Annotated in this window: 8 protein-coding genes; 3 read left to right on the forward strand and 5 right to left on the reverse strand. The window is 70.5% G+C overall.

What is annotated here, in order from left to right; translation table 11 throughout:
- Nucleotides 1-501 precede the first annotated feature (501 nt).
- The 3 genes from N1F89_RS19625 to leuS form a co-directional block, all read right to left on the reverse strand.
- The gene (locus N1F89_RS19625; RefSeq protein ID WP_290086138.1) at nucleotides 502-1434 is read right to left on the reverse strand and encodes a 1-acyl-sn-glycerol-3-phosphate acyltransferase; all 933 of its coding nucleotides are present in this window, start codon (nucleotides 1432-1434) and stop codon (nucleotides 502-504) included.
- 111 nt (nucleotides 1435-1545) lie between these two features.
- Nucleotides 1546-2094: an LPS assembly lipoprotein LptE gene (gene lptE, locus N1F89_RS19630; RefSeq protein WP_290086139.1), complete on the reverse strand. Its 549-nt coding sequence runs from the start codon at nucleotides 2092-2094 to the stop codon at nucleotides 1546-1548.
- Nucleotides 2095-2109: 15 nt separating this feature from the next.
- Complete coding sequence (leuS, locus tag N1F89_RS19635; protein ID WP_290086140.1) at nucleotides 2110-4722, reverse strand: leucine--tRNA ligase; 2613 nt, start codon at nucleotides 4720-4722, stop codon at nucleotides 2110-2112.
- Nucleotides 4723-4833: 111 nt separating this feature from the next.
- On the opposite strand from leuS, the gene N1F89_RS19640 reads away from it, so the two are divergent.
- A complete protein-coding gene (locus tag N1F89_RS19640; RefSeq protein ID WP_290086141.1) occupies nucleotides 4834-5499 on the forward strand; it encodes a YggS family pyridoxal phosphate-dependent enzyme in 666 nt (221 codons plus the stop codon).
- A gap of 132 nt (nucleotides 5500-5631) precedes the next feature.
- Nucleotides 5632-7584, forward strand: coding sequence for an acetate--CoA ligase (gene acs / locus N1F89_RS19645; protein WP_290086142.1), 1953 nt, complete (start codon nucleotides 5632-5634; stop codon nucleotides 7582-7584).
- A 292-nt stretch (nucleotides 7585-7876) separates the two neighbouring features.
- On the opposite strand, the gene N1F89_RS19650 is transcribed toward acs, so the two are convergent.
- Nucleotides 7877-8323 carry a thermonuclease family protein gene (locus tag N1F89_RS19650; RefSeq protein WP_290086143.1) on the reverse strand — a complete coding sequence of 149 codons (447 nt, stop codon included), beginning with the start codon at nucleotides 8321-8323 and terminating at the stop codon, nucleotides 7877-7879.
- Between the two features lie 171 nt (nucleotides 8324-8494).
- Entirely contained in the window at nucleotides 8495-8746 is a 252-nt protein-coding gene (locus N1F89_RS19655) for a DUF1674 domain-containing protein (protein WP_290086144.1), read from the reverse strand.
- Nucleotides 8747-8855: 109 nt separating this feature from the next.
- Here N1F89_RS19655 and htpX point away from each other — a divergent pair.
- On the forward strand, nucleotides 8856-9715 hold an 860-nt coding region (gene htpX / locus N1F89_RS19660), incomplete at its 3' end, for a zinc metalloprotease HtpX (protein ID WP_290086145.1).

The following is a 9715-nucleotide window of genomic DNA, read 5'->3' on the forward strand; positions in this document are numbered from 1 at the left end:
GCTCAGCCGGTGCCGCGCGGCGATGCGGCAAGGCCGGCGCTGCCCCTCTCCTGCCTGCCGGCATCCTCTCCCCGCAAGCGGGGCGAGGACCGGCGGCCGCAATGCCCCGCCTGCCCGCCACCGCCGATCGGCCGCTCCCCTTCTCCCCGCAGGCCGACCGCACCCCTTCTCCCCGCAGGCGGGGAGAAGGTGCCCCGAAGGGGCGGATGAGGGGCGGCGCAGACGGAACAGGCCGCCGACGACCGGATCGCGGAGGGCGGCCGCTCAGCCGGTGCCGGCGGCGATGCGGCACGGCCGGCGCTGCCCCTCTCCTGCCTGCCGGCATCCTCTCCCCGCAAGCGGGGCGAGGACCGGCGGCCGCAATGCCCCGCCTGCCCCTTTTCCCTTCGCACGGCCGCACCCCTTCTCCCCGCAGGCGGGGAGAAGGTGCCCCGAAGGGGCGGATGAGGGGCGGCGCGGACGGGACAGGCCGCCGACGACCGGATCGCGGAGGGCGGCGGCTCAGCCGGTGCCGGCGGGCGACGGCGGGGCGCCGTAGGTCGCCTCGGGATCGCGCGCCAGCGCCGCGACCGCATGCTCCTGCAGCCGCGCGGCGACCTCGTTGGCATCGCCGTCGAGCGCGTCGGGCGCGATCGGCCGGCCGATGGTCAGCGACACCGCGCGGCCCTTCTTGTTGAGCAGCTCGTGAAACAGCGTCATGTCGCGCAGCTCGTTGGAGTATCGCGACAAAAGATAGAACAGCCCGGAGTTGCGCGCGGTCATGTTGACCGGCACCACCGGCACCTCGAAGCGGCGCGCCAGCGCCACGACGGAGGGCTGCCACGGCCGCTCGGTCAGCTTGTCCTCGTGCCAGTAGGCGATGCGGCCGGAGGGAAACAGCACGATCGCCTTGTCGGCGGAGAAGGCGCGCGCCGTCGCCTCGAGCGTGTCGCGGCTCTTGGCGTGCGACTTCTCGCTGGCGCGCCACTCGACCGGGATGATCAGGTCGGCGAAGCGCGGATTGACGCGCAGCGCATCGCGGTTGGCGAAGACGGCGAAGTCCGGCCGCTGCTCCTTCAGGAGGTCGAACACGGCGATGCCGTCGGCGATGCCGGTGGGGTGGGTCGGCGCCAGGATGAAGGCGCCGCTCTCGGGAATGTTGTGCCGCCCGGTCACCGTCAGCTCGAGCGACAGGAGCGCGCTGATGTGGCTCATCGCGTCCCAGCCCGACATGGCCGCGATGCGGTCGGCCATGGCGACCGCCTGCTTGTAGTGGAAATAGCGGTAGAGCAGCGGCCGCGCCACCGGCCACAGCGGGTTCTTCGACAGCTCGGTGGTGCGCTCCAGGATGAGCTGGTCGACGATGTGCAGCTTCGCCTTCGGCAGCGTCTCGCGCCGCAGCCCGCGACCGCCGAGCGCTCCGGCAACGGACGCCAGCGTCGTGTGTAGATCCATGGGCGAAGCACTCCGTTGGCCGCTGTTTCGCCGAACTCTGTGACGCCGCAATGACACGCGATTCGCCTCGGCCGCAGGTTGCGTCGGGACCCTTAGCCGACTGCCACGATACTATTGAACGTCGATCCGGGCCAAGTCCTGCGCCACCGCAAGGCGCAGAACCTCGGCGAGTTCGCGCGCTGCGCGATCCTCCGCGTCGCGCTCGGCGCGCAGTGCGGCATAGTTCTGCCGCGGCACGTCGTAGGCGGCGGTGACGGCGCGCTCGCCGCGCACGAGCAGCGCGCCGGTCGCGGCGTCGCGCAGCCGGTAGCGCGAGGTCAGCGTCAGCGTCGAGGCGGTCGGCTGGTCGGCGCCGCCGACCTGCACGCGCGCCGCGGTCGCCGTGTTTCGCGTGACCGCGAGGTCGAGGCTGTAGCGCGTGTCGAGCGGCGTGCCGCGCCCGCCGTAGAGCAGGAAGACGAGATGGTTGCGCACCTGCTGTGCGTAGCGCGTGTCGACGTCCTCGACCAGCACGCCCGACAGCCGGTCGGCCGAGACCGGCGTCGTGGCGGTGACGACGGTCGCGTCGGCGACGAGCAGCGGGCGCACGGTGCAGCCGCCGGCGGCGAGGATGCCGGCCAGAAGCGTGGCCAGCAGGGCTGGACGAACGATCCGCTGCACTGGTTCCGCCTCCGCTCAGGCCACCACGTTGACGATGCGCTGCGGCACGACGATCACCTTGCGCGGCGCGGCGCCGTCGAGCGCGCGGCGCACGAAGTCGAGCTCCAGCACCGCCCTTTCCACCGTCACTTGATCCGCCGCGCGCGAGATTGTCAATTCGCCGCGCTTCTTGCCGTTGATCTGCACCGGCAGCACGATCTCGTCGTCGACCACCAGCGCCGGGTCGTGCTCCGGCCACGGCCTGGCCGCCACCAGATCCGTGCCGCCGAGCGCCGCCCAGCATTCCTCGGCCAGATGCGGCATGAAGGGCGCGATCATGTGCACCAGCATCTCGAGCGCCTGGCGCAGCGCCGGCGCCAGCGCAGCGTCGCCGCCGAGCGCGCCGGCCGGCCCCTGCAGGGCGTTGACCAGCTCGTGGATGCGCGCGATCGCCCGGTTGAAGGCGAGCCGCTCGATGTCCTCGCCGACCGCCTTGAGCGCCTTGTGCGCGGCCTTGGAGACGGCCGCCGCCGCCCCGTCATGCGCGGCCGCCGGCGCGACGCCGGCAAGCCCGGGCGCCGCCTCGCCGACCAGCCGCCAGACGCGCTGCACGAAGCGGTGCGCGCCGGCCGCGCCGTCGTCGGTCCATTCGACGTCGCGCTCGGGCGGCGAATCCGACAGCATGAACCAGCGCGCGGTGTCGGCGCCGTAGGAATCGGTGATCTCCTCCGGGCTCACCGTGTTCTTGCGCGACTTCGACATCTTCTCGAGCCCGCCGATCGTCACCGGCTGGCCGGTCTCGATCTCGACGGCGCTGCGGCCGCCCTCGCCACCGCTCACCCGCACCTCGGAGGGCGCCAGCCAGCGGCCGTCGCCGGCGCGGTAGGTCTCGTGCACCACCATGCCCTGGGTGAACAGGCCCTTGAACGGCTCGGCCAGGTCGAGATGGCCGGTGTCGCGCATCGCGCGGGTGAAGAAGCGCGAGTAGAGCAGATGCAGGATGGCGTGCTCGATGCCGCCGATATACTGGTCGACGGGCAGCCACGCATTGGCCGCCGCGCGGTCGGTCGGGTCGTTCTCCTGCGGCGCGGTGAAGCGGGCGAAGTACCACGAGGAATCGACGAAGGTGTCCATCGTGTCGGTCTCGCGCCGCGCCGCGCCGCCGCATGTCGGGCAGGCGACGTCGCGCCAGGTCGGGTGCCGGTCGAGCGGGTTGCCGGGCTGGGAGAAATCGACGTCCTCGGGCAGCGTGACCGGCAGGTCGGCCTTCGGCACCGGCACCACGCCGCACGCCTGGCAGTGGACCATCGGGATCGGGCAGCCCCAGTAGCGCTGCCGCGAGATGCCCCAGTCGCGCAGCCGGAAGTTGACGCGGCGCTCGCCCATCGGCCGGCCGTTCAGCGTCTCGCCGGCCAGCCTGTCGGCGACCGCCTCGAAGGCTTCCGCCGGCCGCATGCCGTCGAGGAAGCGCGAGTTGATCATCACGCCGTCGTCGACATAGGCCTCCTCGGTGATCTGGAAGCTCGCCGCGTCGGCGTCGTGCGGCATCACAACGGGCACCACCGGCAGGCCGTATCTGTTGGCGAAGTCGAGGTCGCGCTGGTCGCCCGACGGGCAGCCGAAGATGGCGCCCGTGCCGTAGTCCATCAGGACGAAGTTGGCGACGTAGACCGGCAGCGTCCAGTCGGCATCGAACGGATGGCGCACCCGGATGCCGGTGTCGAAGCCCTTCTTCTCGGCCGATTCCAGCGCCGCCACCGAGGTGCCCATGCGGCGGCACTCCTCGATGAAGGCGGCGAGCTCGGCATTGCCCTCGGCCGCCTTGCGCGCCAGCGGATGATCCGAGGCGATGGCCATGAAGGAGGCGCCGAAGATCGTGTCGGGCCGCGTCGTGTAGACCTCGAGCTCGCTCTCGCCGGCCGGCGCGGTGCCGTCGACCAGCGGCCAGCGGATCAGCAGCCCCTCGGAGCGGCCGATCCAGTTGCGCTGCATCAGCCGCACCTTCTCGGGCCACTCGTCGAGCCCCTCGATCGACTGCAGCAGATCGTCGGCGTAGTCGGTGATGCGGAAGAACCACTGCGCCAGCTCGCGCGTCTCGACCGGCGCGCCGGAGCGCCAGCCGCGCCCGTCGATCACCTGCTCGTTGGCGAGCACCGTGTGGTCGACCGGGTCCCAGTTGACCTTCGAGGTCTTGCGCGCCACCAGGCCCTTCTCGAAGAAGTCGACGAACAGCACCTGCTGGCGGTGGTAGTAGTCGACATCGCAGGTCGCGAACTCGCGGCTCCAGTCGAGCGACAGCCCCATCATCTTGAGCTGCGTGCGCATCGTCGCGATGTTGTCGTAGGTCCAGGCCTTGGGATGGATGTTGTTCTGGATGGCGGCGTTCTCGGCCGGCATGCCGAAGGCGTCCCAGCCCATCGGGTGCAGCACGTTGTAGCCGCGCGCGCGCCGGTAGCGCGCCACCACGTCGCCCATGGTGTAGTTGCGCGTGTGGCCGATATGGATGCGCCCCGACGGATAGGGGAACATCTCCAGCACGTAGTATTTCGGCCGCGGGTCGTCGTTGCGCGCGGCGAAAAGCCCCGCCTCGTCCCAGGCGGTCTGCCAGCGCGGCTCGCAGTTGCGGGGGTTGTATCGCTCGGTTGCCATGACCGCCGTTCACAGAAAGGATGCGCGATGCTAGTTCGCGCGGACCTTCACCATGGTTTGCCGCGACCGTCAACTCCGGCCCGCGCCCGCCCCGTCCGAGGACCGAACCGCATGACCGACGCCGTCGACCGCCTGAACGATGTCCGCGCCCGCATCGCCGCCGCCGCCCGCGAGGCCGGCCGGCCGGCCGGCGACGTGACGCTGGTCGCCGTGTCGAAGACGTTCGAGGCCGAGGCGATCCGCCCGGTGATCGACGCCGGCCAGCGCGTCTTCGGCGAGAACCGCATCCAGGAGGCGCAGCGCAAGTGGCCGGCGCTGAAGGCCGCGCATCCCGATCTCGTGCTGCACCTCATCGGCCCGCTGCAATCGAACAAGGCGGCCGACGCGGTGGCGCTGTTCGACGTCATCGAGACGGTCGACCGCGACAAGATCGCCGCCGCCCTGGCCGCCGAGATGGCGAAGCAGGACCGCCGGCCGCGCCTCTCCATGCAGGTCAACACCGGCATGGAGCCGCAGAAGGCCGGCATCGCCCCGGCCGAGGCGGCCGGCTTCCTGGCGCGCTGCCGCGACACGCACGGCCTGGCGATCGAGGGGCTGATGTGCATCCCGCCGATCGACGAGAACCCGGGGCCGCATTTCGCTCTGCTTCACAAGCTCGCCGGCGAGCTCGGTCTCACCGGCCTGTCGATGGGCATGTCGGGCGACTACGAGACGGCGATCGCCTTCGGCGCGACCGCCGTGCGCGTCGGCTCGGCGATCTTCGGCAGCCGCGGCTGAGCACGGCGCGGATCGAACGTCTAATGTTGTCCCCGACGCCGGAATGATAATAATGCGCGCGACTTTGGCGGCCGCCCGCCGGCCGCCGGCGGCCGCACCCGTGGGCGGCCGGAACGCGATGGAGGAGGAATGATGTCCGAGGTTCATGTCCACAAGGTCAGGCCGGCCTGGAAGAAGAAGGCTCTGATCGACGACGCGACCTACGAGAAGTGGTACGCCGAGAGCATCAAGAACCCGGACAAGTTCTGGCGCAAGCACGGCAAGCGCATCGACTGGTTCAAGCCCTACACCAAGGTGAAGAACGCCAGCTTCGAGGGCGCGGTGTCGATCAAGTGGTACGAGGACGGCCGCACCAACGTCGCCTACAACTGCATCGACCGCCACCTGAAGAAGCGCGGCACCCAGACGGCGATCATCTGGGAGGGCGACAACCCCTATGACGACAAGAAGATCACCTACAACGAGCTCTACGAGAAGGTCTGCAAGCTCGCCAACGTGATGAAGGCGAACGGCGTCAAGAAGGGTGACCGGGTCACCATCTACATGCCGATGATCCCGGAGGCCGCCTACGCCATGCTCGCCTGCGCGCGCATCGGCGCGGTGCACTCGGTGGTGTTCGGCGGCTTCTCGCCCGATTCGCTGGCCGGTCGCATCCACGACTGCGAATCCGACTTCGTCATCACCGCCGACCAGGGCCTGCGCGGCGGCCGCACGATCCCGCTCAAGGAGAACACCGACAAGGCGATCCAGATCGCCGAGAAGCAGGGCGCCAAGGTGCGCAACGTGCTGGTCGTGCGCCGCACCGGCGCGGCGATCGACTGGGTCGACGGCCGCGATCTGTGGTACCACGACGAGATGGCGCGCGCGAAGCCGGAGTGCAAGCCTGAGAAGATGAAGGCGGAGGACCCGCTGTTCATCCTCTACACCTCCGGCTCGACCGGCAAGCCGAAGGGCGTGCTGCACACCACCGGCGGCTATCTCGTCTACACCTCGATGACGCACGAATACGTCTTCGACTATCATGACGGCGACATCTACTGGTGCACCGCCGATGTCGGCTGGGTGACCGGCCACAGCTACATCGTCTACGGTCCGCTGGCCAACGGCGCGATCACGCTGATGTTCGAGGGCGTACCGAACTATCCCACCGCCTCGCGCTTCTGGGATGTGGTCGACAAGCACCAGGTCAACATCTTCTACACCGCGCCGACGGCGATCCGCGCGCTGATGGGCGCCGGCGACAGCCACGTGACGAAGACCGACCGCAGCTCGCTGCGCATCCTCGGCACGGTCGGCGAGCCGATCAACCCGGAGGCCTGGGAGTGGTACTACAAGGTGGTCGGCGACGAGCGCTGCCCGATCGTCGACACCTGGTGGCAGACCGAGACCGGCGGCATCATGATCACGCCGCTGCCCGGCGCCATCGACCTCAAGGCCGGCTCGGCCACGCGGCCCTTCTTCGGTGTCGAGCCGCAGCTCGTCGACAACGAGGGCCAGGTGATCGAGGGCGCCGGCGCCGGCAACCTTTGCATCACCGAGTCCTGGCCGGGCCAGATGCGCACGGTCTACGGCGACCACGAGCGCTTCGTGCAGACCTACTTCTCGACCTACAAGGGCAAGTACTTCACCGGCGACGGCTGCCGCCGCGACGAGGACGGCTACTACTGGATCACCGGCCGCGTCGACGACGTCATCAACGTGTCGGGCCACCGCATGGGCACCGCCGAGGTCGAATCGGCCCTGGTCGCCCACCACAAGGTCTCCGAGGCGGCCGTCGTCGGCTACCCGCACGACGTCAAGGGCCAGGGCATCTACTGCTACGTGACGCTGATGTCGGGCGAGGCGCCGGACGACGAGCTGAAGAAGGAGCTGCGCGACTGGGTGCGCTCGGAGATCGGCCCGATCGCCTCGCCCGACCTCATCCAGTTCGCCCCCGGCCTGCCGAAGACGCGCTCGGGCAAGATCATGCGCCGCATCCTGCGCAAGATCGCCGAGGACGACTACGCCGCGCTCGGCGACACCTCGACGCTGGCCGATCCGGCCGTGGTGGAGGATCTGGTGGAGAACCGGCAGAACAGGCGCTAGGCGCACGGTCCGCCAACCGGCGGCCGTCGGCAGATCGCCGGCCGCCCCTTGCGTTTCGTCGGCGCGCACCCCATCATCCGGGCGTGTTCAACGAAACGAAAGGAGGTGATCCAGTGTCGAGTGATTTCCGTTCAACCGTGGTCTCGACGGATTGCCTTCGCGGGGAGCAGCCTTCCCGCTAGGCGCAGGACGCGGCGCCGGCCGGGCCGAACGGCCGCCGGCGGAGACCGCGCGAGAACAAGAAAACACGGAAGGGCCGCTCCACCGCGAGCGGCCCTTTTCCGTGCCGCCCTCAGCAGACGACCGGCCGCCGGCGACTGCCGTCATAGGCGGCCGCGAGCGCGCGGGCCAGGAGGTGCTGCGCGACATCGGTGCCGTCCGCCGTCGTCACGTCGGCGACGACGCGGCCGAAATACTTGCCGCCGCCGACCGCGCGCAGACGCACCGGCCCGTCGCCGATCAGCCCGGCGAGCGCGGCCCTCGCCCGCTCGGCCGCGCGCCGCTCGGCCGCGCAGCGTGCCCGCAGCTCCGGCGCATCGATGCCGCGCAGGCGCACCGTCACCGTGATGCGGTGCCCCGGCCACACATGCGCCTCGGCGACGAAGGAATCGCCGTCGATGACGCGCACCACCCGCGCCTCGACCGGCCCGGCGACGCGCTCGCCCGCGGCCGCGGGCGCCGGCCCGCAAACCGGAAGGGCAAGCGCCAGAACGATGGCGGCGAGGCGCGAATCGGACATCCGAGGATAATATTCCTATATTGCGATGCCGGCAAGCCGCCGCGGCCGGTCTGCACAGCGCCCGGCGGCCCGAAGCCGTTCTGCCTTTCACGCAATCGCGGATCGGCTCCGGCTTGTTGTCTTGACGCGTTTGCGGACGGCGGACCGGTTTCCGCCTCGCCTGGAAACGCCCTAGAAGTCGCTCGCCCGGCCGCCGACCTCCCAGTCGCCGTAGCGCACCGGCTCCGGCCCCTTGCCGCCGCCGATCTCCTTCGGCCGCTCGCGCGCCCGCCGGTCGTAGTCCGCCCGCCGCGCCGCCGCCTCCTCGAGCGCCCGGCGCGCCGCCGGGCTGAGCGGCCGGCCCGCGCCCGTGTCGGTATCCGTGTCCGCCCGGTGCGCCGCCTCGGCTGTCGCCCCGTTCCGCTCGTCGCTGCCGTCGTCCATCGCCTCGCCTCGCCGTCTGGCCCAATATTGAAAGCGCCCTGGCGCTCACCCATCATATAGTCGGAACCGACCGGCCCGGCGACCCGCCGGACCCCTTGAGGAGATTGCGATGAACCTCGTGCGCACGGCGATGCTGCTGGCCTTCATGACGGCGCTGTTCATGGGCGTCGGCTATCTGATCGGCGGCACGGGCGGCATGACGATCGCCTTCGTCGTCGCCGCGGGCATGAACCTGTTCAGCTACTGGAACGCCGACAAGATGGTGCTGCGCATGCACCGGGCGCGCGAGGTCGATGCCCGCAGCGCGCCCGAGTTCCACGGCATGGTGCGCGAGCTTGCCCGCAGCGCCGGCCTGCCGATGCCGCGCGTCTACGTCATCGACAATCCGCAGCCCAACGCCTTCGCCACCGGCCGCAACCCGCAGAACGCGGCGGTCGCCGCCACCACCGGCCTGCTCGACCGTCTCTCCTACGAGGAGGTCGCCGGCGTCATGGCGCACGAGCTCGCCCATGTGCAGAACCGCGACACCCTGACGATGACGATCACCGCCACGCTCGCCGGCGCCATCGCCATGCTGGGCAACTTCGCCCTGTTCTTCGGCGGCGGCCGCAACGGCAACAACCCGCTCGGTTTCGTCGGCGTCCTGGTCGCCATCATCGTCGCGCCGCTCGCCGCCATGCTGGTGCAGATGGCGATCAGCCGCACCCGCGAATACGCCGCCGACCGGCGCGGCGCGGAGATCTGCGGCAACCCGCTGTGGCTCGCCGACGCGCTGCGCAAGATCGCCGGCGGCGGCCGCCAGGTGGTCAACGAGGACGCCGAGCGCAATCCGGCGACCGCGCACATGTTCATCATCAACCCGCTGTCGGGTCAGCGCATGGACGGCCTGTTCTCCACCCACCCGGCGACCGAGAACCGCGTCGCCGCGCTCGAGGCGATGGCGGCCGAGGCCGCGGCGCCGGCGGCCGG

Origin of the sequence: Aquibium sp. A9E412 (assembly GCF_030398335.1) — a bacterium.
GTDB lineage: Bacteria > Pseudomonadota > Alphaproteobacteria > Rhizobiales > Rhizobiaceae > A9E412.

Coding starts and splice junctions, on each gene's coding strand:
- N1F89_RS19650 (WP_290086143.1), bottom strand. CDS start 8,323: ATGTCCGATTCGCGCCTCGCCGCCATCGTTCTGGCGCTTGCCCTTCCG.
- N1F89_RS19640 (WP_290086141.1), top strand. CDS start 4,834: ATGACCGACGCCGTCGACCGCCTGAACGATGTCCGCGCCCGCATCGCC.
- leuS (WP_290086140.1), bottom strand. CDS start 4,722: ATGGCAACCGAGCGATACAACCCCCGCAACTGCGAGCCGCGCTGGCAG.
- acs (WP_290086142.1), top strand. CDS start 5,632: ATGTCCGAGGTTCATGTCCACAAGGTCAGGCCGGCCTGGAAGAAGAAG.
- N1F89_RS19655 (WP_290086144.1), bottom strand. CDS start 8,746: ATGGACGACGGCAGCGACGAGCGGAACGGGGCGACAGCCGAGGCGGCG.
- N1F89_RS19625 (WP_290086138.1), bottom strand. CDS start 1,434: ATGGATCTACACACGACGCTGGCGTCCGTTGCCGGAGCGCTCGGCGGT.